The sequence below is a fragment of the Burkholderia sp. ABCPW 11 genome (genome assembly GCF_001523445.1).
Lineage (GTDB): Bacteria > Pseudomonadota > Gammaproteobacteria > Burkholderiales > Burkholderiaceae > Burkholderia.
Genome location: NZ_LOVM01000029.1, coordinates 1 through 22,381 on the forward strand (window position 1 = coordinate 1; position 22,381 = coordinate 22,381).

Below are 22,381 nucleotides of genomic sequence, written 5' to 3' on the forward strand. Positions count from 1 at the left end.
GGTGTGTAAGCGCAGTAATGCGTTCAGCTAACCGATACTAATTGCCCGTAAGGCTTGATCCTATAACAAGTCTGTCTCGATGCCCGTTAGCGCTTTAGCGCTTACGGACATCGAGCGTCGAGTGCAAGGCACTCGACGTACGACGGTTGAAGTACCGCATACGTGTGAGATACAGCTCACAACCCAAAATTACTGCTTCTTCCAAGATTGGTTGCGCTGCGAAGCAACGCAACAACCCTCTTTGCCTGATGACCATAGCGAGTCGGTCCCACCCCTTCCCATCCCGAACAGGACCGTGAAACGACTCTACGCCGATGATAGTGCGGATTCCCGTGTGAAAGTAGGTAATCGTCAGGCTCCCCTCAAGACAGAAACCCCCGCCCGATCAGGCGGGGGTTTTTGCATTTGTGCGACGGAAATCACTACCGCATCAATCGCAACATCAAATCCCCTCAATCGCCCCTATCTCCAGCGATTCAAGCGATTATTGATCGCATCTTCGATCAAGATCGCAACTTCCCTCCGCTAGTCGTACCGTCCGTCTTCGGACCGTCCGGCCAATACTGCCCGTCCGGCCACGGTGTTGTGATGGTCGACGATAGGCGATGTTGATCAACGATGATCAGTAAATGCTGCTTTCTGACGAAAAAAATCCCACTTTGTCTGGCCGCTCTTCGATGCACCGCGTCCCGGGCATCACGCAGCGAACGCAGCGCAAAATCGTCACAAGAAATCTATGCGCATAAAGTTCGTTCACGGGACATGCTCGGCAGAGCGAGGAGCAACTCCTTCGGGGTAATATCGCCGTTCGTCCCGATCTCACGGTGCTTGTCTGCATCCGCCGGCGGTCGGCGTCTTCTTTTGCATTCCGTCTCCTGCATCGTTCATGACTGACAGCCCCGCCCAAAGTGGTCGGACGACCGACTTCTTGCCATATCTCGTCGCCGCGACGTTCTTCATGGAGTATCTCGACACGACCGTGATCGCGACCGCGCTGCCGCAAATGGCCAGCTCGTTCGGCGTTGGGCCGAACGCACTGAGCCTCGGGATGACGGCTTACATGTTGGCGCTGGCGGTGTTCATTCCGATCAGCGGTTGGATCGCGGATCGCTATGGCTCGCGGACAGTCTTCGCGAGCGCGATTGTCGTCTTTACCGGCGCGTCGGTGCTGTGCGGGCTATCCGAAGGCGTGATGTCGTTCACGGCTGCCCGGCTGCTACAGGGCGTCGGAGGGGCGATGATGGTGCCGGTCGGGCGAATGATCGTCGTGCGGAGTACCGAGAAGGCGAGGCTGATGCGTGCGATCGCGACGATCACGTGGCCGGGCATCGTCGCGCCCGTCGTCGGGCCGCCGGTCGGTGGCTTCATCACGACCTATGCATCGTGGCGATGGATCTTCCTGTTGAACGTCCCGTTCGGCGTTGCTGCGCTCGTTTGTACCTGGCTGATCGTCCGGAATACGCGGGCCGACGAGCAACGGCCGCTCGACTGGGTCGGTTTCGTGCTGGCCGGCGGCGCATTGACCTGCCTGCTGATCGGCACCGAAGCAGCCGGCCAGCAGGATGTCGACTTCACGCGCGCGGGCGTCCTGGTGGGGGCAAGCGTGCTGTTCGGCATCGCCGCATGGTTGCATGCGCGACGCTGCGCACATCCGCTGCTCGATTTCACGACGCTGAAAGTGCCGACGTTCTCGGTGACGGTGATCACCGGCTCGATCACGCGGATGGCGATCAACGCCGTCCCATACCTGCTGCCGCTGCTGTTCCAGATCGGCTTCGGGCTGTCGCCGTTCCAGTCGGGGCTGTTGTTGCTCGCCAGCGCGCTCGGCAATCTCGGGATGAAGGCAGGCACATCGTGGATCCTCGACCGTTACGGCTTTCGGCGCGTTGCGCTCGTCGACGTGACGATCGTCGGCATCTTCACGATCGCATGCGGCTGGCTGACCGCGTCGACACCGCTGGCGATCACGCTGTTCGTCGTATTCGTCTACGGACTCACGCGGTCGATGCAGTTCACGACGCTCGCGACGCTGGCTTATGCGGATATCCCGGCTCAGCAGACGAGCGCGGCCAGCACGCTGTGGAGCGCCGCGCAGCAGATGACGATCGGGATGGGGATCGCGTTCGGTGCATTGTCGCTGCGGCTCGCGGCATGGGGGCGCGGCGATGGGGCCGGCATGCACTACGTGCTCGACGATTTCCGCTGGGCGTTCGTTGCGGCGGGCGTGCTCGCGCTGCTGACGTTGCCGGGCTACGCCCGGCTGGCTTCCGATGCCGGCGATCGGCTGCGGGCCAACGTGGCGCGCGGATAGGCCGGACTGCAAATCGTATTGGCGGGGAGACGGGGGAGGGCGCGTATTTTTCGGCGTTCACCGGAAGCGCTGATGCGTGGCGGCCGCGTTCGCTCGACGGTCGGCGCAACCGGTCTTCCGTCACTCGGGCGAGTCGGCCTTCCGGCCGGCCATGCTTGGTCGGTTCGTGTTCCGAACGACGACGTGCGATGCAGGGACGAGCGTGAATGCGATGCGCAATGAGCGGCGCGGCAGCAGCGCAGCTGTTTCGATTCTCTCTACTGCGCGTCATGAAAGATGATGCCGACCGTGTGGCGGTGGCCGCTTCGAATCCGGCTGACGCCATGACGCAGGTTGACGCGGTAGACGCCGCGGGTTCCCTGCACAGGCCGGCCGTGTACCGCGAAGATCACTGCATCACCTTGCGTCAGCGGCACCACTTCCGCACGCGACTGCATGCGTGGTCGCTGTTCCGTCAACACGAACTCCCCGCCACTGAAATCGCGGCCTGGCGCCGACAGCAGGATCGCGACCTGCAGCGGAAACACGTGGTCGCCATACAGGTCCTGGTGGAGGCAGTTGTAATCGTCGGCGCCGTATTGCAGGATCAGCGGCGTCGGTCGCGTCTGCCCCGCCGCGTGGCAGCGATCGAGGAACGTCGCATGGTCTTTCGGATAACGGACGTCGATTCCGAGCGCCTGGTTCCAGCGATTCGCGACCGGCGCGAGATGCGGATAGATCGTCGCGCGCAGTTCGGCGATGACGGCTGGCAGCGGATACGCGAAATACTTGTACTCGCCGCGGCCAAAGCCGTGCCGCGCCATCACGACACGTGAACGATAGAGTGCATCGCGCGGATAGAGCGACGCGAGTGCATCGCACTCACTCGCCGACATCAGGCCCGGTACGCGCGCGCATCCGTAGCGATCGAGTTCCGCCTCGACGCCCGGCCAGTCGAGGGTGCCGACGCGTTGTGCGATGTCCAGCGGTTCGACGGCAGGTTGCAGATCGGCAATGTTCACGGGCATACCTCGGGGTATCGGCAGTGTGGCGCCGTGCGATCGCGCACGGTCGAATTCACGAAAGTTGACGAACCCAGTCTAGCGGTGTCCGTGTGCCGGTACGCTCCAGATCTTGCGCTTTAATTCGGATGGGAAAACGTTGTAGGCACGGCATCGACACACTAAATGCAGTGACGTGACGTGACGTGACGTGACGTGACGTGACGTGACGTGACGGAGAGGCGGAGAGGCGGAGAGGCGGAGAGGCGGAGAGGCGGAGAGGCGGAGAGGCGGAGAGGCGGAGAGGCGGAGAAGCGGAGAAGCGACAGATCCGACCTGCCGCGGCGGATGGCCGGCTATCGCTCGCCACCCGCCGCATCGCCGATCAAGCCAGCGACCGGAACAACCAGTAAAGCCCTGCCGCCAGCGCGATCGATGCCGGCAGCGTCAGCACCCAAGCGAGGACGAGGCTGCGCACCGTGCTCCATTGCAGCCCGGAGCCGTTTGCTGCCATCGTGCCCGCGACGCCCGACGACAGCACGTGTGTCGTCGACACGGGCAGCCCGTACATGTCGGCGGCGCCGATCGTCAGCATTGCGACGAGTTCGGCCGATGCCCCCTGTCCGTACGTCAAATGCTGCTTGCCGATTTTTTCGCCGACGGTCACGACGATCCGCTTCCAGCCGACCATCGTGCCGAGACCCAGCGCGATCGCGACAGCGACCTTCACCCACGTCGGAATGAACTTGGTCGCGTGGTCGAGCTGTTTGCGATAGTTGTCGATCGCGAGCTTGTCGTCGGTGGCGAATGCGGGCTGGCCCGATTTCTCGATCAGGCGAATGGCTTCGGATACTAGATACATCGTGTTGCGCACGTTGTCGACGTCGCGCTGCGGCACGGCCGCCATCGAGCCCGACGCGCCGACGGCGGTCGCGAGCGACGTGGACAACTGCGCCACGGCCGGCAGCACGGCGGGCGTCAGTTCACGATGCTGCACGTAGTGTTCGACATCGGCGCGCGGATTCGAGGAAGGCGCGACGCCGTTCGTGTACTTCCCGAACGTCGCAGCCGCCTGGTTCGCGACCGCCACGAAGGTCTGCGATTCGGCGGGCGTGACGGCCTTGTTCAGTGCATACGCGGTTGGCACCGTGCCGATCAGGATCAGCATGATGAGGCCCATCCCTTTCTGTCCGTCGTTCGACCCGTGTGCGAACGACACGCCGGTGCAGGTGAGGATCAGCAGGCAACGAATCCAGAACGGCGGCGGCTGGTCCTTCGGCGGTTCCTTGTACAGCTCGGGAATCCGCACGACGGCCTTCAGCAGGAGCAGCAACAGCGACGCACACAGGAAGCCGACGATGGGCGAGAGCAGCAGCGACTTGCCGACGCCGAGCGCCTGGCCCCAGTCGACGCCGCTCGTGCCGGACGGCCCGTGCATCAACTGGTTCATCAGTCCGACGCCGATGATCGACCCGATCAGCGTATGCGAGCTCGACGACGGCAACCCGAAATACCAGGTCGCGAGGTTCCAGACGATCGCGGCGATCAGCAGCGCGAACACCATCGCGAAGCCCGAGCCGCTGCCGACCTGCAGGATCAGCTCGACCGGCAGCAACTGAAGGATGCCGAACGCGACGGCTCCGCTCGAGACCATCACGCCGAGGAAGTTCCACATGCCCGACCAGATCACCGCGACGTTCGGCGTGAGCGAGTGCGTATAGATCACGGTCGCGACCGCATTCGCGGTGTCGTGGAAGCCGTTGACGAACTCGAAGCCGAGGGCGATCAGCAGTGCTGCGCCGAGCAGCAGGTACGGGAACATCGACCCTTCGCGGACCGGCGACAGATCGTCGACCAGGTGCGTGGCGATATAGACGGCGCCAAGCACGAGCACCAGCAGGAAGACGGTATAGCCGATCTGCCGGGTGCGCGCGACGGAGGCCGAATTGTTCGGGGCGGACGAAGCAGGTTGATTCATGACGACATCTCGTAAGGGAACCTCGTTCGATCCTAGCTGCGGCTAGCAGTCAGTTTGATGACAGTCGGGATGACGAACGGTGTGTCTTACGGGATGTAAGGCGAGCGGCGGCATGCGAAGCGTCGGGGGCGCATCGTCCGCTCACATAGTGAACACGTCAGCGGCTTACGCGCCGGTGTCGCGCGGGTCATCGTCCGCCGTGGCCAAGGTCCAGCCGGCCGGTGACGCGACGAACGTCGTGCACGACAGCGGCGCGACGTCGAGGCGTGTGGCCGCCCCGGTACCCATCCGCAGCACATGCGCGATGGCTGCGCGGACGATCGGCGCATGCGTGATCGCGACGACGTCGCGATCGGGCGGCAGTGCGCTCAACCATGTGCCGACGCGATGCGCGGCGGCGTCGAACGATTCGCCGCGATGCGGCGACGCGGACGGCGTGCCGATCCACGCCGCCAGTTCGTCAGGCACGTCGCGCGCGAGATCGTGCAGCCGCTTGCCGCACCAATCGCCGTAATCGATGTCGCGCAGCGCATCGTCGATATCGGCCTGCAGTCCGAGTGCGTCGGCGGTCTGCCTTGCGCAGCGCGCCGGACTGCACAGCACGAGCGAGCCGGCACCGCCCGTCCAGCGGCCGCGCAGCGCAGTGGCTTCGGCCAGCCCGTGCGCGTCGAGCGGATCGTCGTCGGGAAACGTGCCGGCGCGCATTGCGCGGGTCGAGGCGTGTGCGATCAGGCGCAGCGAGGCATGCATGGTCATGTCGGTTGTCGGACGATCGGGAGTGGTGCGCACTTGCCGGATGTCATCGCTTCAATACGCGAACGTTCGCGCGTACAATTCGCCCGATACGAAGCGCGGAAGCCGGTGCAATTCCGGCGCGGTCGCGCCACTGTAACCGGGGAATCGACGATCCCGGAAGCCAGACCTGCCTTCGTACCCATCCATCATTTGTCGGGGCGCGATTCCCCTGAGGTGCATCCATGAGCGAAGCAGTGCTGAAGCCGGCGGTCGTGCCGGCGCCCATTCCCGTCCGTGAACTGTTGCCGTGGGCCGTGTTCGTCGGCCTGATCCTGCTGCTCGCACTCTATTTCGTCGGTGCGGAACAGGGCGCGACGTCGCTCGTGCCGGGCATGTACGTTCACGAATTCGTCCACGACGGCCGCCATCTGCTCGGCTTTCCCTGCCACTGACGCGGAGTAAAAAGATGGTCGGAAAGCTGCTCATGCGCGGGATGCTCGCAGGCATCGCCGCGGGCCTCCTCACGTTCGGTTTCGCGAAAATGGTCGGCGAACCGCAAGTCGATCAGGCGATCTCCCTAGAGGAAAAAACCGCCGCCGCTCAAGGCGAGGCGCCGGAACCCGAGCTGGTCAGCCGTCACACGCAGGCCGGCCTCGGGTTGCTGACGGGTGTCGTGACCTACGGCGCGGCATTCGGCGGGCTGTTTTCGCTGGTCTTCGCGTATGCATACGGACGAGGCAGTCGCCTGCCGGCACGGCCGCTGGCCGCGTGGCTCGCGCTGGCGGCGTTCGTCGCGCTCGTGATCGTGCCGAACCTCAAGTACCCGGCCAACCCGCCGTCGGTCGGCGACCCCGACACGATCGGCTATCGCACCGGCCTGTTCTTCCTGATGATCGCGATCTCGGTCGCGACGATGGTGTTCTCGGTCGGCGTGCGCCGCCATCTGCTGGCGAAGCTTGGCCAGTGGAACGCGTCGATCGTCGCGGGGCTCGTGTTCGTCGCGATCATCGCGGCCGTGCAGATCGGGCTGCCGTCGGTCAGCGAACTGCCGGCCGATTTCCCTGCGGCCTTGCTGTGGAAATTCCGCGTGGCGGCCATCGGCATGCAGGTGATCATGTGGACGACGATCGGCTTGCTGTTCGGCGCGTGGGTCGAGCGCGGCGAACGCGCGGGCATGCGCGCCGCCTGACGCGGGGACAACCGGACGCGCCTAGCGCAGCATGCGCGGCGCGCTCCACGTCGATTCGCGCGCCAGTGCGACGAATGCGGCCAGATAGTCGATCGATGCGTCCGCTTCGCGGATGCCGAGGAAGATCTGCTTCGCGATGCCCTGCTTGCCGAGCTTGAGCGGCACGACCGGCATCCGGTCCGCGTACTCGTCGGCGAGCCATCGCGGCAGCGCGGCCACGCCGCGCCCGCTCGCGACCATCTGCAACATGATGTCGGTCGTCTCGATCGACTTGTGCCGCCGCGGCACGATGCCGGCCGGCGTCAGAAACTGGTTGTAGATGTCGAGCCGGTCGGTTTCGACCGGGTACGTGATCAGGATCTCGTCCGTCAGTTGCTCGGGGCTCACGTAGTCGACATTCGCGAACCGGTGCGAATCCGCGACCACCAGCACCTGTTCGTAGTCGAACACGGGATCGAAGCGCAGCCCCGGCTTGTTCAGCGGATCGGGCGTCACGAGCACGTCGATGTCGTAACCGAACAGCGCGCCGATGCCGCCGAACTGGAAGCGCTGCTTCACGTCCACGTCGACGTCGGGCCAGCACGACAGGTACGGCGATACGACCTTCAGCAGCCACTGGTAGCACGGGTGGCACTCCATCCCGATGCGCAGCGTGCCGCGCTCGCCCTTCGCGTACTGCTTCATCCGTTCCTCGGCGAGTTCGAACTGCGGCAGCAGCCGGTTTGCCAGCTTCAACAGATACTGCCCGCCCTGCGTGAGCCGCAGGCCGCGGCCTTCCCGGTCCCAGATCGGCGTGCCGAGCTGCTGCTCGATTTTCCTGACGGTATGGCTGAGCGCCGATTGCGTGAGGTGCAGCGCATTGGCCGCCGCGGTCAGCGAGCCCTGGCGCTCGACTTCGCGAATGACGACGAGATGGAATCGTTCCAGCATGGATCGCGCTCATGCAGCCAATGCATGAGAAATATTAATGGATGAATGAAATAATGCCATTTTATTTCATGGTTTGAAATCCCTATGATGGCTGCCGGATCTTCACCTTTTCTCTGGACGGCAGCTTCATGGTCACGACACACAACCTCGGTTTTCCGCGCATCGGCGCGAAGCGCGAACTCAAGTTCGGTCTCGAACGCTACTGGAACGGCGAATCGTCGCGCGACGAACTGACGGCACTCGGCGCCGAACTGCGCAGGCGTCACTGGCACGATCAGCGCGATCTCGATCTCGCGCCGATCGGCGACTTCGCGTTCTACGACCAAGTGCTCGACATGAGCTTCACGCTCGGCAACTTGCCGAAACGCGTGCAGGATTTCCACGGCGATGCGCTCGACAACTATTTCCGCGTCGCGCGCGGCCGTTCGGCGCGGTCGGCTCAGGAGCACGCCGCGTGCTGCGGCGGTGTCGCGGCCGGCGAAATGACGAAGTGGTTCGACACGAACTACCACTACATCGTGCCGGAGTTCCATGCGGACACGAACTTCTCGCTCGATCCGTCGCGTCTGCTGCAGCAACTGGCCGAAGCGAACGCGCAGGGCGTGCACGCGAAGCCGGTGATTCTCGGCCCGGTCACGTACTTGTGGCTCGGCAAGGCGAAGGACGATTCCGATCGTCTCGCGCTGTTGCCGAAGCTGCTGCCGGTGTACGGTGCGCTGATCGACACGCTGACCGCGCAAGGCGTCGAATGGGTGCAGATCGACGAGCCGATTCTCGTCACCGAGCTCGATGCCGAATGGCGCCACGCGTTCCGTACCGCGTACGCGGCGCTGGAAACTCGCCGCATCAAGCTGCTGCTCGCCACGTACTTCGGACAGCTCCAGGACAACCTGACGCTCGCGGCGTCGCTGCCGGTCGACGGCTTGCATATCGACGCGATCAATGCACGCGACGAAGTCGACGCGCTGGTGCGTGAACTGCCGGCCGATCGCGTGCTGTCGGTCGGCGCGATCAACGGCCGCAACATCTGGAAGACGGACCTGAACGCGACGCTGGATTGGCTCGAGCCGCTCGCGAAGCAACTGGGCGACCGGCTGTGGCTCGCGCCGTCGTGCTCGCTGCTGCACGTGCCGGTCGATCTCGCGAGCGAGGAGAGGCTCGACGCGGAAATCCGCTCGTGGCTCGCGTTCGCGCTGCAGAAGCTCGACGAGCTGAAGGTGCTCGCGACCGCACTGAACGAAGGTCGCGACAAGGTGGTCGACGCGCTCGTCGCGAATGCCGCCGCGATCGATTCGCGCCGCCGCTCGCCGCGCGTGAACAACCCGGCGGTGAAGGCTGCGATCGCCCGCATCGACGCGCAGCTCGGCAACCGCGCGAGCCCCTATACGCAGCGTGTTTCGAAGCAGTCGGCGCGCCTGAACCTGCCGGCGTTCCCGACGACGACGATCGGCTCGTTCCCGCAGACCGCCGAAATCCGCCAGGCGCGCAGCCGGTTCAAGGCCGGCGCGCTGGACGAAGCAGGCTATCGCACGGCGATGCGGGCCGAGATCGAGCGCAGTGTCCGCGAACAGGAGTCGCTCGAACTCGACGTGCTCGTGCATGGCGAAGCCGAGCGCAACGACATGGTCGAATACTTCGGCGAACAACTCGACGGCTACGCATTCAGCCAGTTCGGCTGGGTGCAGTCGTACGGTTCGCGCTGCGTGAAGCCGCCGATCCTGTTCGGCGACATCAGCCGCCCGAAGGCGATGACGGTCGAATGGATCGCCTATGCGCAGTCGCTGACGGACAAGCCGATGAAGGGCATGCTCACGGGCCCCGTGACGATCCTGAACTGGTCGTTCGTGCGCGACGACCAGCCGCGCTCGGTATCGTGCTACCAGCTTGCGCTGGCGATCCGCGATGAAGTGCTCGATCTCGAGAAGGCCGGCGTGCGCGTGATCCAGATCGACGAAGCGGCGCTGCGCGAAGGGCTGCCGCTGCGCCGCGCGCAATGGAACGAATACCTGCGGTGGGCGGTCGAGTCGTTCCGCATCGCCGCGAACGGCGTGCAGGACGATACGCAGATCCACACGCACATGTGCTATTCGGAGTTCAACGACATCATCGCGTCGATCGCCGACATGGACGCGGACGTGATCACGATCGAGACGTCGCGCTCGGACATGGAGCTGCTCGATGCGTTCGACGACTTCAAGTATCCGAACGAGATCGGGCCGGGCGTGTACGACATCCATTCGCCGAACATCCCGACGCAGGATCACATCGTCGGGCTGATGAGGAAGGCGGCCGAGCGGATTCCGGCGGAACGCCTGTGGGTGAACCCGGATTGCGGGCTGAAGACGCGCCAATGGGCGGAAGTGATTCCGGCGCTGACGAACATGGTCGCCGCCGCGAAGACGCTGCGCAATCAGATGCGCTAACCACGCAGCGGGCGCTGGGCGGCGCCGTCGCGATCGACGATCGGACGGAAAAAAATCGGCCCGCGGAAGAAGCGGGCCGATTTTCGTCACGCATGCATTTGCGTACCGCGTCGCGCTACGCGGTGCGTGTGCCGCGCGGCAGCGCGTCGTTCGTCTTGCCGGGCGCACCCGCATCGTCGATGCCGACGCGGCGCGCGATCAGCCACACGCACAGCGACGACAGTGCGGCGGCGCTCGTGTACTGGATCGCGAGCGGCCACCATTGCGGGGCCGTGTTCTGCGCGATCAGCGTCGCGACGAGCGGCGTGAGGCCGCCGGCGAGCGCGCCGCACACCTGATAGGCGATCGAGATCGCCGTATAGCGGATCCGCGCGACGAAGATGCCGCTGACGAAGCCCGCCACCACCGAGTAGTAGCCCGATTCCGCGAGCGTCGCGAGGCCGACGCCGACCGTGATCGACACCGGCGTGCCCAGGTGCACGAGCGGCAGCATCACGAACGGGACGATCATCGCCCAGGCGCCTGCGATCAGCAGCACGCGCGTGGTGCCGAAGCGCTGCGCGAGGAACGCGGCCGCAAGCTGTACGACGAACTGCAGTACCGCGACGATCGTCATGCAATGCAGCACCATCGACCGGTCGAGCGACAGGAACTGCGTCGCATAGCTGATCATGAAGATGTTGCTGAAATACACGCCGGCGATCCCGTACACGTTCGCGCCGATCGCGAGCAGCAGCAGCGGCCAGTACTTGAGTGCTTCGCGCAGCGGTTTTTGCGCGATGTTGCCGCTCTGCTTCACTTCCTCGAACTCGGGTGACTCCGACACGCTCGCACGGATCACGAAGCCAACGATCAGGAGCACCGAACTCGCGAGGAACGGCACGCGCCAGCCCCAGCTCATCATGTCGTCCTTCGACAGCGTGCTGATCGCGCCGAACGCGAGCATCGACAGGATCAGGCCGCTCGCGCTGCCGAGCTGCGCGAACGACGCGAAGAACGTACGCTTGCCTTCGGGCGCATGCTCGCCGGCCAGCAGCACCGCGCCGCCCCATTCGCCGCCGACCGCGATCCCTTGCAGCACGCGCATCAGCACGAGCAGGATCGGGGCGATCACGCCGGCTTGCGCATGGGTCGGCAGCAGGCCGATCGCGACCGTCGACACGGCCATCAGCATCAGCGTCGCGAGCAGCGAACGCTTGCGGCCGAAGCGGTCGCCGAGGTAGCCGAACATCACGCCGCCAAGTGGCCGCGCGAAGAAGCCGACTGCGAACGAGCCGAACGACGCGAGCAGGCTGATGAAGCGGTTTTCGCCGGGAAAGAACAGCGGCCCGAACACGATGGCGGCGGCGGTCGCGTAACTGTAGAAGTCATACCACTCGATCGTGGTGCCGACGAACGAAGCGAGCGCCGCCCGCTTCGGTTGTTTGACGGAAGTCCCCATCTTGATGCGTGCTCCTCTGGAATCCTCTGATTTGGAATAGTGGCGGTGCGGGGATCAGTCGCGGTACGCGACGCCCGGCAGCACGCACAGCAGCTCGTACGCGAGGTTCGCACCGAGCAGGGCCGTAGTGCCGAACGGGTCGTACGGCGGCGCGACTTCGACGAGATCGCACCCGACGATGTTCAGCCCCTTCGCGCCGCGGATGATCTCGAGCGCCTGCGGCACCGTGAGGCCCGCGATTTCCGGCGTGCCGGTGCCCGGCGCGTAGGCCGGATCGATGCCATCGATGTCGAAGCTGATGTAGACGGGCGTATCGCCGACGCGCGCGCGCACTTCCTCCATCAGCGGCGCGAGCGACTTGTTCCAGCATTCCTCGGCCTGGACGACGCGGAAGCCCTGCTCGCGGCACCAGTCGAAATCCTCGGCCGCGTAGCCGGTGCCGCGCAGGCCGATCTGCGTGACCTTGTCGCCGTGCAGCAGGCCTTCCTCGACCGCGCGACGGAACGGCGTGCCGTGCGCGATCTTTTCGCCCATCATCGTATCGTTCACGTCGGCGTGTGCATCGACGTGGATCAATGCAACCTTGCCGTGCTTGCGGTGGATCGCGCGCAGGATCGGCAGCGCGATCGTATGGTCGCCGCCGAGCGTGATCGGCTTGCAGTCGTGCTCGAGAATCGCGTCGTACGCGGCCTCGATGCGGGCGATCGAATCGTGCAGGTTGTACGGATTGATCGCGACGTCGCCGATGTCGGCGACCTGCAGCGAATCGAAGGGGGCGGCGCGCGTGGCCATGTTGTACGGGCGCAGCAGCACGGATTCGGTGCGGATCTGGCGCGGGCCGAAGCGCGCGCCCGTGCGGTTGGACGTGCCGAGATCGAACGGCACGCCGACGAAACACGCGTCGAGGCCTTCGGCGCTGGCCACGTGCGGCAGGCGCATCATCGTCGCGATGCCGCCGCAACGCGGCATTTCATTGCCGCCGAGCGGCTGGAAATGGGTGTGGTCGTTCATGGGGTGTCTCTTCCGGGGTGGGGTTGCCGTATCATGCGACGCGGTCTGGCGCACAGTTTTACGCGCTCCGTCGGGAAAGAAGAATGCGAAGATATCGACGTAAACATCGATCGTCGTCGATGTATGGAAGGGGATGAACGTGCTGGGGAATCTGTCGACCCTCGATCTGCGGTTGATCCGCGTGTTTCTCGCGGTCACGGACGCGGGCGGCGTGTCGGCCGCGCAGGCCGTGCTGAACGTCGGCCAGTCCACGATCAGCGCGCAGTTGTCGTCGCTCGAGACGCGGCTCGGCTATCGGCTCTGCGAACGTGGCCGCAGCGGCTTCCGGCTCACGCCGAAGGGCGAGCGGTTCCACGCGATGAGCCGCAAGCTGCTGGCGGCGCTCGACGAATTCGGGATGGCCGCGCGGCATATGGACCGCCAGTTGGTCGGCACGCTGAACATCGGCCTGATCGGCCATACGCCGGTGAGCCAGAATGCGCGGATCGCCGAGGCGATCGCCGCGTTCCGTACCCGCGACGAGGCCGTGCGCTTTTCGATATCGGTGCGTGCGCCCGGCGATCTCGAGGAGAAGCTGCTGAGTGACGAGATCCAGATCGCGGTCGGCTACTTCTGGCATCGCGTGCCGTCGCTGCACTACACGCCGCTGTTCGTCGAGCGTCAGGTCGCGTATTGCGGCCGCGGCCATCCGCTGTTCGACGGCGCGGGCGCGCTGACGCCGGCCGACGTCGCCGGCTTCGAATGGGCGTGGCGCTCGTATCCGCTGCCCGAGGCGCAACTGTCGACGACGCCCGACCGCGTGACCGCGACCGCCGACAACATGGAAGCCGTCGCGCTGCTGATCCTGTCCGGCCACCATCTCGGTTACCTGCCGCAGCATTTCGCGGCGCCGTACGTCGCGCAGGGGCTGCTCGCGCCGCTCAATCCGGAGCAACTGCGCTACGACGTGACGTTCCACATGGTCGTCGCGCGCAACGGCCGCGGGAATCCGCTCGTGGAGGCGTTTCTCGAGGATCTCGAGCGCGCGCATCAGTCATCCGACTTCGCATGACGGCGGGGCCGCCAACAATGTGAACGAGCGTTGCACCGGGGCAGATTGCCGCTCCGGCGCGCATCACGGCACGGGCAACCCCGCGTCGTGCTTCACCTCGCGCAGCGACAGCGCCGATTCGATCGACGTCACGCCCGGCAACATCCGCAGCGAATCGCGCAGGAACGTGCCGTAGTCGTCCAGGTCGCGCGCGACCACCTGCAGCAGGTAGTCGGCCGTGCCCGCGACGTTGTGGCAGGCCAGGATCCGCTCGATGCCGAGCACTTCCCGTTCGAACCGGTCGGCGACCTTGCGGTCGTGCGTCGCGAACCGCACGAGCACGAACGCGACCACGCCGAAGCCGAGCGCCTGGCGCGACAGCTGCGCGCGGTAGCGTTCGATGTAGCCGTCGGTTTCGAGGCGTTTCAGGCGACGAGCGCAAGGCGTCTCGGACAGCCCGACGGATTCGGCGAGCCGCGCGATCGGCAGGCGGCCGTCGCGTTGCACCGCAGCGAGGATCGCGCGGTCGGTTTTATCGAGGTCGATCATGTTGGCGGAATCCTTATTTCGATCTCGGAATTGTGGCGGATTCCCCTACGAATCGCCAATTATTCGCCAAAGATGGCCAATAATCCCTCGTCCTTCAACGGCAACATATCGTCATTGGAGGACGGGGCAGACCATGATTTCCACGCATTTGCTGTTGATTTATCTTGCCGCGCTGGCGGCCATTTATGCGGTGCCGGGGCCCGACATGGCGCTCGTGCTGCAGACCAGCATCGGCCGCGGCGTGCGGCCGGGGATGGCGGCGGCGGCCGGCCTGTCGCTCGCGCGCACCGTGCACGTGACACTGTCGGCGTGCGGCGTCGCGGCGCTGATCCGCAGCGCGCCGTGGCTGTACGAGGCGATCCGCTACGGCGGCGCGCTCTATCTCGCGTATGTCGCGATCCAGGTGTTCCGCTCGCCGGTGTTCGCGCTCGGCGACGGCGATGCGGCGGCGGGCGAACTGCGGCAGTCGTTCGTGAAGGGACTGCTGACCAACTTGCTGAACCCGAAGGCGCTGCTGTTCTGCTCGGTGCTGCTGCCGCAGTTCGTGCGGCCCGAGGCCGGGCCGGTCGTCTGGCAGATGTTCGAGCTCGGCGCGCTGCTGGTGGCGGCCGGCGTGTGCTTCGACCTCGCATGCGTGTTCGGCGCGTCGCGCATCGCGGCATGGATGCGGGCGCATCCGCTGGCGCAGACGGTGCAGCGCTGGACCTTTTCCGCGGCGTTGATCGGTTTCGCACTGCGGCTGTCGATGGACTGAGCGTGGCCTTCGCATGGCCACCGCGCGGGTCGACCGACGTGGCGGCGGCCAAGCGACGATCGACGCCGGCCGCGCGCGATGCCGGCTCGCGCTCGTGCGCGTTGCCGCAGAAGGGCGTGCGCGCAAATCGTCTGACTGTTCTAAACTTCCTCTAGCTTCGCGCGATCGCGAACGCGCCGTCGCCAACGCGCCGTCGCCAACGCGTCGGCGCGAACCGACTGACCGAACGGAACCGTCTTCCGCAGGCTATGTCCGATTTCCTGGCTGTTCCGTGCAACGCGGTACCAAGGAGGGTCTGAACATGGCAAGGCATCTTCAAGCCGACCGTGAACCCCGCATCGTCGCCGAGTCCAAGTGTCTCGGCCAGTGCGATCCGGCAGAACGCATCCACGTCACGATCATGTTGCGGCGGCAGGAAGAGGGGCAACTCGATGCATTGGTTCACCAGCTCGCCACCGGCGACGCGCACGCAAAACCGCTGTCGCGCGATGCATTCGCGCAGCGCTTCTCCGCCAATCCCGACGATATCCGCAAGACCGAGGAATTCGCGCATCGTCATCAACTGACGGTCGATCGTGTCGACCCGGTCGAAAGCGTCGTCGTGCTGTCCGGCACGATCCGGCAGTTCGAAACCGCGTTCAGCGTGAAGCTCGAGCGTTTCGAGCATCGGGCGATCGGTCAGTATCGCGGCCGCTCGGGCCCAATCGCGCTGCCCGACGAGCTCGGCGATGCGGTGACGGCCGTGCTCGGCCTCGACAGCCGGCCGCAGGCGCGGCCGCACTTTCGGATCCGGCCGCCGTTCAGGCCGGCGCGCGGCGCGGCGGCCGTCACGTTCACGCCGCTCCAGCTTGCGTCGCTGTACGACTTCCCGGCCGGCGACGGCGCCGGGCAATGCATCGCGATCGTCGAGCTCGGCGGCGGCTATCGCGCGGCCGACATCCAGCAGTATTTCCGCGGGCTCGGGATCGCGACGCCGCCGACGCTCGTCGACGTAAACGTCGGCACCGGCCGCAACGCGCCGACCGGCGAGCCGAACGGCCCGGACGGCGAAGTCGCGCTCGACATCGAAATCGCCGGCGCGATCGCACCGGCCGCGAAGCTTGCGGTGTACTTCGCGCCGAACAGCGACGCGGGCTTCATCCAGGCGGTCAACGCGGCCGTCACCGACAAGACCAACCGGCCTTCCGTGATCTCGATCAGTTGGGGCGGCCCGGAAGCGATCTGGCAGGCGCAGTCGGCACACGCATTCAACCGCGTGCTGCAGGCGGCCGCGGCGCAGGGGATCACCGTCTGTGCGGCGTCGGGCGACAGCGGCTCGGGCGACGGGCTGCAGGATGGCGCCGATCACGTCGATTTCCCCGCGTCGAGCCCGTACGTGCTCGGCTGCGGCGGCACGCAGCTCGACGCGCTGCCCGGGCAGGGCATTCGCAGCGAAGTCACGTGGAACGACGAGGCGTCCGGCGGCGGTGCGGGCGGCGGCGGCGTCAGTTCGCTGTTCGACCTGCCGGCATGGCAGCAGGGGCTCTCGGTTGCGCACGCCGACGGCAGCAGCGCACCGCTCGCGAAGCGCGGCGTGCCGGACGTGGCCGGCGACGCGTCGCCGCAGACGGGCTACGAGGTATCGATTGCCGGCACCCCGGCGGTGATGGGCGGCACGAGCGCGGTCGCGCCGTTGTGGGCCGCGCTGATCGCGCGGATCAACGCGGCGGCCGGCGCATCGGCCGGCTGGATCAATCCGACGCTGTACAAGAACCCGGGCGCGCTGCGCGACATCACGAAAGGATCGAACGGCACGTATGCGGCCGCGTCGGGCTGGGATGCGTGCACGGGCCTCGGCAGCCCGAACGGCGCGCAGCTCGCCGCGATCCTCGCGCGCAAGCCGTCGAGCTGACGCGCCGGCGCACGTCTTTCCGTTCGACGCGGGTGGTCTGCCCGCGTCTTTTTTCACCTCCAGGAGCAGCACGATGGGCATCGATTCCGCATCTTCCGGCGGCGTGTATCCGCTGCATCACGGCGACCACAATTCGCATGGCGTGCCGCCGACCATCAACCCGGTCGCGCTGAGCCACGGCCGCGACCAGCCGTTCTTCGATCCGGTCGCGTACGGCAACGGCCCGGACGACTCGGTGACCGACACGACCGAAGCGGCCGCGATCACGCACCACACGATCCTGATCGACGGAAAGCGCATCGCGTACACGGCGACGGTCGGCCATCTCGTGACGGTCGATCCGAGCAGCTCGCAGCCGGCCGCGAAGATCTTCTACGTCGCGTTCACGGCCGATGGCGCGAAGGAAGAAACGCGGCCCGTGACGTTCTTCTATAACGGCGGGCCCGGTTCGTCGTCGGTGTTCGTGTTGCTCGGCTCGTTCGCGCCGAAGCGCATCAAGACGTCGATGCCGGGTTTCACGCCGCCTGCGCCGTACCAGATCGAAGACAACCCGGACAGCATGATCGACCACAGCGACCTGGTGTTCATCAACCCGGTCGGCACCGGCTATTCGGCGGCCGTCGCGCCGCACAAGAACCGCGATTTCTGGGGCGTCGACCAGGATGCGAATTCGCTGAAGCAGTTCATCAAGCGCTACCTGACGAAGAACAACCGCTGGAATTCGCCGAAATATCTATTCGGCGAATCGTACGGCACTGCGCGCAGTTGCGTGCTCGCGTACAAGCTGCACGAGGATGGCGTCGACCTGAACGGCGTCACGCTGCAATCGTCGATCCTCGATTACCGGCAGGCCGGCAACCCGGTCGGCGCGCTGCCGACCGCCGCGGCCGACGCGTGGTATCACAAGAAACTCGGCATCAAGCCGCCGCCGAGCGATCTCGGCGCGTTCGTCGAGGAAGTCGCGCAGTTCGCGCGCACCGACTACCTAGCCGCGCTGCGCGCGGCGCCGCACGCGAACCCGGCCACCGTGCAGAAACTGTCGCAATACACGGGCATCGATACGGCGACGCTGCAATCGTGGGGGCTCGATATCGCGGGCTACGACACGCGTGGCAACTCGCTGTTCCTGACGACGCTGCTGCATGCGCAGGGGCTCGCGCTCGGTTCGTACGACGGCCGCGTGACGGGGATCTCGTCGGGCATCGCCGGCAAGATCGACCCGAATTCGGGAGGCAACGATCCGACGATGACGGCCGTGACGGGTGTCTATACGGCGATGTGGAACAGTTACCTGAACGAGCAGTTGAAGTTCACGTCGAATTCCGCGTTCACGGACCTGAACGATCAGGCGTTCCAGAACTGGGACTTCAGCCACATCGACCCGACCGGCGCGCAGCAGGGCATCGACGCGAAGGGGAACGTGATCCTCTACACGGCCGGCGACCTCGCCGCGGTGATGGCGCTGAACGTCGACCTGAAGGTGCTGTCGGCGAACGGCCTCTACGACTTCGTCACGCCGTTCTACCAGACCGTGATCGATCTCCAGCAGATGCCGCTGGAGGACCAGAAGGTGCGGCAGAACCTGTCCGCGCGGTTCTATCCGTCGGGGCACATGGTGTATCTCGACGGTGGTTCGCGCACCGCGCTCAAGCGCGATCTCGCGACGATGTATGACGCAACGGTCAGCGATACGGGCGCGCGGATGCGGATTCGTGCGCTGCAGGCGAAGAAGACGGGTGGCAACGCGTAGCGCTGCCGGTCGCGCCCGTGCCGCGCGAAACCGTTCGGGTTTGCGCGGCGCAGTGGCGCCGCGGCGTTGATCAGCCGCAGTGGCCGGGTTGCGCGACCGGCCAGTCGAACATCGTGTACGGCAGTGCGCGCTTGTGGCGCGAGCCGTCGTAGAAGCGCAGGACCGTTTCGTAGACGCGGTCGGCGACCGGCTTGCCTTCGAGGAAATCGTCGATCTCGTCGTAGGTCACGCCATACGCGTGCTCGTCGGGGCGCAGCGGGCGCAGCTCCTCGAGGTCGGCCGTCGGCACCTTCATCACGATCAGCTCGTCGCCGCCGAGCGCGCGCGCCACGCCGCGCACGCGACGCTTGCTCAGGCCCGCGAGCGGCAGGATGTCCGCGCCGCCGTCGCCGAACTTCGTGAAGAAACCCATCAGCGATTCGGCCGCGTGGTCGGTGCCGATCACGATGCCGCGCCGTGCGCCGGCCACCGCGTACTGCGCGATCATGCGCTCGCGCGCCTTGATGTTGCCGTGCACGAAATCCTGCTGCGCGGGCGTGTCGAACGCGTGGCCGGACGCGACCAGCGAACGGAGCATCGCATCGGCGGCCGGCTTCACGTCGACCGTCAATACCTCGTCCGCGCGCACGAACGCGAGCGCGCGCTGCGCATCGTCTTCGTCGTTTTGCACGCCGTTCGGCAAGCGCATCGCGATGAAGCGCGCATCGTAGCCTTCGGCGCGCAGGCGCTCGACCGACAGTTGCGCAAGCCGGCCGGCCGTCGACGAATCGACGCCGCCGCTGATGCCGAGCACGTAGGTCCGCAGGCCGGTCGAACGAAGGTACTGCGCGAGGAAATCGACGCGGCGATCGATTTCGGCTTCGGCGTCGAAGTGCGGCGCGACGTTCAGTTCGGCAATGATCGCGCGTTGGCGGCTGGCGTAATCGGCGGATGTCATGAGTGAAGTTCCGGAACGAAATGCAAGGCGCACATCATAAGCGCAATCGTGGCGTGCCGCCGCGCCGGGCCTGCGATCCGGCGGTTTCGCGTTGCTTCGGCGAGACGCGGTGCAGCCGCGGTGCGCGGTGCGCCGGGCGGGGGCGGGATGCGGCGCGAAGGGCGTCCGGGCGGCGCCCGATGGCCGGGTCAGCGCCGCGCGAGCACGACGCCCACCAGCGCGAGCGCGAAGCCGGCGAGCTGGATCGTCGCGAGCGTTTCGCCGAACAGCCCGTAACCCTGCAGCGCGGCCAGCGGCGGCGCGAGAAACAGCAGCGACGTCGCGCGCGCCGCGTTGCCGCGCCGCAGCATCCACATCAGCATCGTGACCGCGCCGCCGGACAGGAACACGACGCCCCACACGAGCGATATCCACAGCGCCGGCGCGCCGATCCAGCGGGTTTCATGGAGCAGCACGACGAAGGCGGCCGCGACGATCGCCGCGCCGAAGTTCTGCACGGCGACCGCCGTGCGTAGATCGCTCTGCGCGAGCTTGCCTTTCTGGTACAGCGAGCCGGCGGTGATCGATCCGACCGCCAGAACCGACACGGTGACGACGAGCCACTCAGGCGCCGCGCCAGGCGGCGGCGCGACGCCGCCCGTGACTTTCGGCGCGAGCACGAGCGCGACGCCGGCCAGCCCGAGCGCCATGCCGAGCCAGCCGCGTGCGGGCAGGCGTTCGTTGAACAGCGGGACCGCGAGCACGGCCGTGGCAAGCGGCTGCAGCGCGCCGAGCAGCGCCATCACGCCCGCATTCAGCCCTTGCGCGACGGCCCAGTAGCTCGCACCGAGATAGACGCCTTGCAGCAGCGCCCCGGCGATCAGGTGGCGCGGCCATTCGCGGCGGGCCGGCCACGGCGCGCGCGCGACGAGCGCCACCACGCCGAACAGCGCGGCCGTGCCCGCGAAGCGCGCGAGCAGGAACAGGTTCGGATCGGCGTAAGGCTTGATCGCCCGGGCAACGATGAAGCCGGTGGACCAGAGCGCGACGAAAGCGGCGGCGACGATCGAGGTAAGCATGCGTGACGGGCCGCGAGGCGGCCGGACGGAACCGGGAAGCCGGCCAGTATCGGCCGAAGCGGCGCCGGCGTCTTGTCGAATCCTGCACTCGGGCCGCGCGGCGTGCCGTCGTGCCGGCGGTCATCGCGCCGGTGTGCGGGGCGGCGGGGCGGCGGGGACGAGCAGCCGCCGCACGGCGCGGCGCGGACGGGGCGCGCCGCGGCGACGGTCAGTCGATCGAGAACGTGTCGAGCGGCTGGTTGGCGCGCGCGTCGGTCGCGAAGCGCGCGGCGAGCTGTTCGTAGAGCCGGCGCGCTTCGTCGAGCGTCAGGTCGATCCAGTACGGATCGCCTGCCGCGTCGTTGAGGCGTTCCGGCGGGAACTGGATTTCGATCACACTGCCTTTGCGATACATGGCGCGAGCCCCTTTGTCGGTCGTTCGTTCGGCGAAGCGCAAAGTGTAGCAACCGGCGCCGCGCGGATTCGCGCGCGCCAGACAATACAGAATTTCGCTTTCGGGAGGCGCGCCCGGCCGCCGCCCGGTTGCATTACCCGGCGCGGTCAAATGGTCGTCAAACGTCCGTAATACAATGGCCGGCTTACCCATTACCAGTCGCCTCGGGCGTACACGCGATGCTGGCGGAACAACGTCATCAATACATCCTGTCGGAGCTCGGACGGTCGGGCGCGTTGTCGGTCGCGGAACTCGTGCGTTCGCTCGACGTATCGCGCGAAACCGTGCGGCGCGACCTGAACGCGCTGGCCGCGCGCGGCCTGCTCGTGATGACGCACGGCGGCGCGCTGGCCGCGGATCGCCGCGAGCCGAGCCTGTCCGAGCGCGAAGCCGCGAACGCCGACGCGAAGCGCACGATCGGGCGGCGCGCGGCCGAATTCGTGCCCGACGATGCATCGGTGCTGATCGATTCGGGCAGCACACCGCACGCGGTCGCGCTGGCGCTCGCCGATCGGCACCGGCTGTCGATCTACACGAACGACTGGCGTACCGCGTTCGTGCTCGCGCGGCGCAACGGCAACCGCGTGACGTTGCTCGGCGGCGAGCTGTCCGACGACGAGGACGCCACGTTCGGTCTCGACACGATCCATCAGCTCGCGCAATACCACGTCGATTTCGCGTTCGTCGGCGCGGGCGGCATCACGCCCGACGGCGAGTGCACCGACTACTCCCGGCTCGCGGCCGAAGTGCGCAGCCGGATGATCGCGGCGGCGGGTACGGCGATCATCGTCGCCGACCACTCGAAATTCGGCCGCGTGACGCCGGTGCGGATCAACGGCGCGGCCGCCGCCCGCTATCTGGTGACCGAGCGCGCGCCCGACAAGGCCGTGCGGCGCGCGCTGACGGCGCGCGGGATCGAGCTGCTCGTGTGCGACTGACGCGCGTCCGACATACAAGGTTCATCGAACGGTCATCGTGCGG

19 protein-coding genes, 1 rRNA gene and 1 riboswitch are annotated in these 22,381 nt (G+C 66.4%); of the genes, 10 read left to right on the forward strand and 10 right to left on the reverse strand.

Annotated elements, in window-relative coordinates:
- Positions 1–244 precede the first annotated feature (244 nt).
- Positions 245–357 (forward strand): 5S ribosomal RNA (gene rrf / locus WS61_RS11045).
- Between the two features lie 529 nt (positions 358–886).
- Positions 887–2,311, forward strand: coding sequence for a DHA2 family efflux MFS transporter permease subunit (locus WS61_RS11050; RefSeq protein WP_059500524.1), 1,425 nt, complete (start codon positions 887–889; stop codon positions 2,309–2,311).
- Between the two features lie 257 nt (positions 2,312–2,568).
- Here the strand turns inward: WS61_RS11050 and WS61_RS11055 are convergent, their stop codons facing one another.
- From WS61_RS11055 to WS61_RS11065, 3 genes are all read right to left on the reverse strand, one after another.
- Positions 2,569–3,312 carry a 2OG-Fe(II) oxygenase gene (locus tag WS61_RS11055; RefSeq protein ID WP_179949673.1) on the reverse strand — a complete coding sequence of 248 codons (744 nt, stop codon included), beginning with the start codon at positions 3,310–3,312 and terminating at the stop codon, positions 2,569–2,571.
- A 364-nt stretch (positions 3,313–3,676) separates the two neighbouring features.
- The gene (locus tag WS61_RS11060; protein ID WP_059500526.1) at positions 3,677–5,269 is read right to left on the reverse strand and encodes an inorganic phosphate transporter; all 1,593 of its coding nucleotides are present in this window, start codon (positions 5,267–5,269) and stop codon (positions 3,677–3,679) included.
- 165 nt (positions 5,270–5,434) lie between these two features.
- Positions 5,435–6,025 carry a histidine phosphatase family protein gene (locus WS61_RS11065; protein ID WP_059500527.1) on the reverse strand — a complete coding sequence of 197 codons (591 nt, stop codon included), beginning with the start codon at positions 6,023–6,025 and terminating at the stop codon, positions 5,435–5,437.
- A gap of 45 nt (positions 6,026–6,070) precedes the next feature.
- Positions 6,071–6,214: riboswitch (cobalamin riboswitch) on the forward strand.
- 32 nt (positions 6,215–6,246) lie between these two features.
- Here WS61_RS11065 and WS61_RS11070 point away from each other — a divergent pair.
- Positions 6,247–6,456 carry a CbtB-domain containing protein gene (locus WS61_RS11070; protein ID WP_006488502.1) on the forward strand — a complete coding sequence of 70 codons (210 nt, stop codon included), beginning with the start codon at positions 6,247–6,249 and terminating at the stop codon, positions 6,454–6,456.
- Between the two features lie 14 nt (positions 6,457–6,470).
- Complete coding sequence (locus WS61_RS11075) at positions 6,471–7,193, forward strand: CbtA family protein (protein ID WP_034204110.1); 723 nt, start codon at positions 6,471–6,473, stop codon at positions 7,191–7,193.
- Between the two features lie 21 nt (positions 7,194–7,214).
- Here the strand turns inward: WS61_RS11075 and WS61_RS11080 are convergent, their stop codons facing one another.
- Positions 7,215–8,123: a LysR family transcriptional regulator gene (locus WS61_RS11080; protein WP_059500528.1), complete on the reverse strand. Its 909-nt coding sequence runs from the start codon at positions 8,121–8,123 to the stop codon at positions 7,215–7,217.
- A 128-nt stretch (positions 8,124–8,251) separates the two neighbouring features.
- On the opposite strand from WS61_RS11080, the gene metE reads away from it, so the two are divergent.
- A complete protein-coding gene (metE, locus tag WS61_RS11085) occupies positions 8,252–10,546 on the forward strand; it encodes a 5-methyltetrahydropteroyltriglutamate--homocysteine S-methyltransferase (RefSeq protein ID WP_059500529.1) in 2,295 nt (764 codons plus the stop codon).
- Positions 10,547–10,661: 115 nt separating this feature from the next.
- On the opposite strand, the gene WS61_RS11090 is transcribed toward metE, so the two are convergent.
- Together WS61_RS11090 and speB are read right to left on the reverse strand one after the other, a co-directional pair.
- The gene (locus tag WS61_RS11090) at positions 10,662–11,987 is read right to left on the reverse strand and encodes an MFS transporter (protein WP_059500530.1); all 1,326 of its coding nucleotides are present in this window, start codon (positions 11,985–11,987) and stop codon (positions 10,662–10,664) included.
- Between the two features lie 54 nt (positions 11,988–12,041).
- Positions 12,042–12,998, reverse strand: a complete 957-nt coding sequence (speB, locus tag WS61_RS11095) for an agmatinase (RefSeq protein ID WP_059500531.1) — start codon at positions 12,996–12,998, stop codon at positions 12,042–12,044.
- Between the two features lie 139 nt (positions 12,999–13,137).
- Between speB and WS61_RS11100 the strand changes: the two genes are divergently transcribed.
- Complete coding sequence (locus WS61_RS11100; RefSeq protein WP_059500577.1) at positions 13,138–14,049, forward strand: LysR family transcriptional regulator; 912 nt, start codon at positions 13,138–13,140, stop codon at positions 14,047–14,049.
- 63 nt (positions 14,050–14,112) lie between these two features.
- On the opposite strand, the gene WS61_RS11105 is transcribed toward WS61_RS11100, so the two are convergent.
- Complete coding sequence (locus tag WS61_RS11105; RefSeq protein ID WP_059500532.1) at positions 14,113–14,577, reverse strand: Lrp/AsnC family transcriptional regulator; 465 nt, start codon at positions 14,575–14,577, stop codon at positions 14,113–14,115.
- Between the two features lie 133 nt (positions 14,578–14,710).
- Between WS61_RS11105 and WS61_RS11110 the strand changes: the two genes are divergently transcribed.
- The 3 genes from WS61_RS11110 to WS61_RS11120 all read left to right on the forward strand — a co-directional run bounded on the left by WS61_RS11110 (position 14,711) and on the right by WS61_RS11120 (position 18,972).
- On the forward strand, positions 14,711–15,331 hold the full coding sequence (locus WS61_RS11110) for a LysE family translocator (RefSeq protein ID WP_059500533.1): 621 nt from the start codon (positions 14,711–14,713) through the stop codon (positions 15,329–15,331).
- A gap of 301 nt (positions 15,332–15,632) precedes the next feature.
- A complete protein-coding gene (locus WS61_RS11115; RefSeq protein ID WP_059500534.1) occupies positions 15,633–17,222 on the forward strand; it encodes a protease pro-enzyme activation domain-containing protein in 1,590 nt (529 codons plus the stop codon).
- Positions 17,223–17,295: 73 nt separating this feature from the next.
- Entirely contained in the window at positions 17,296–18,972 is a 1,677-nt protein-coding gene (locus WS61_RS11120; protein ID WP_059500535.1) for a S10 family peptidase, read from the forward strand.
- Between the two features lie 70 nt (positions 18,973–19,042).
- Here the strand turns inward: WS61_RS11120 and nadE are convergent, their stop codons facing one another.
- From nadE to WS61_RS11135, 3 genes are all read right to left on the reverse strand, one after another.
- A complete protein-coding gene (nadE, locus tag WS61_RS11125; RefSeq protein WP_059500536.1) occupies positions 19,043–19,909 on the reverse strand; it encodes an ammonia-dependent NAD(+) synthetase in 867 nt (288 codons plus the stop codon).
- Positions 19,910–20,097: 188 nt separating this feature from the next.
- On the reverse strand, positions 20,098–20,967 hold the full coding sequence (locus tag WS61_RS11130; protein ID WP_059500537.1) for a DMT family transporter: 870 nt from the start codon (positions 20,965–20,967) through the stop codon (positions 20,098–20,100).
- A 208-nt stretch (positions 20,968–21,175) separates the two neighbouring features.
- Positions 21,176–21,361, reverse strand: a complete 186-nt coding sequence (locus WS61_RS11135; RefSeq protein WP_006480515.1) for a hypothetical protein — start codon at positions 21,359–21,361, stop codon at positions 21,176–21,178.
- Between the two features lie 218 nt (positions 21,362–21,579).
- Here WS61_RS11135 and WS61_RS11140 point away from each other — a divergent pair, with 218 nt between their 5' ends.
- Positions 21,580–22,338, forward strand: coding sequence for a DeoR/GlpR family DNA-binding transcription regulator (locus tag WS61_RS11140; protein ID WP_006491117.1), 759 nt, complete (start codon positions 21,580–21,582; stop codon positions 22,336–22,338).
- The last annotated feature ends 43 nt before the right edge of the window (positions 22,339–22,381 follow it).